This is a genomic window from Pseudoduganella sp. GW821-FHT12E03 (assembly GCF_058807115.1).
On the sequence record NZ_JBXAQJ010000054.1, the window covers coordinates 1 to 564 of the forward strand.

1 protein-coding gene is annotated in these 564 nt (G+C 55.1%); it reads left to right on the forward strand.

The annotated features are described in order from the left end of the window. A partial coding sequence (locus AC1RRC_RS33250; RefSeq protein ID WP_493060216.1) for a hypothetical protein occupies nt 1-231 on the forward strand: 231 nt, incomplete at its 5' end. Nucleotides 232-564 lie beyond the last annotated feature (333 nt).

The window sequence follows — 564 nt, forward strand, 5'->3', positions numbered from 1 at the left end:
CGGCAAGCGTATTGCGCGAGGGCGCAGGCAAATCAGGATTTACCGGCGCGGTGGGACGGTAATCAGGATGCTGTGGCCGACGCTTACCCAGTCGCCAAAAGTGGAAAACTTCGCACATGCGGGACATCACTTTCACCGGTGAAAGCGACCAGGATTCCCAGCGCGCTGGATTCAGTGTGGAAATGGGTGGCACAATTTAAAACCTGCCGCGCAGCGGCTTTCAGCGCATGATCGTAAGCCTATTGGCCCCGTATGCGATGTGCGTACGCATCCTGCAGGAGACTTTGTTGGAATGTTGTGGCGGGAGTCCGCCAGCATGCAAACCCGCAGTGTATCGCCGAAAGTTCAAGGCGATGCGAACGGTGCATATTACGCATAAAGGTACTATCCGTTGCCAACATTTTTGCTAGCGCTCGACTCCGATGTCTCGCCTGATTGTGAGGCTGGACGGAATTGCCCGCTATCACTTTCACCGGTGAAAGCATATTCGGGCAATATAGTTGGAGCTCGTGCGGCTCACCGGTCGTGCGGATTGACTACGATAGTTCAGCAATCGACCATCCC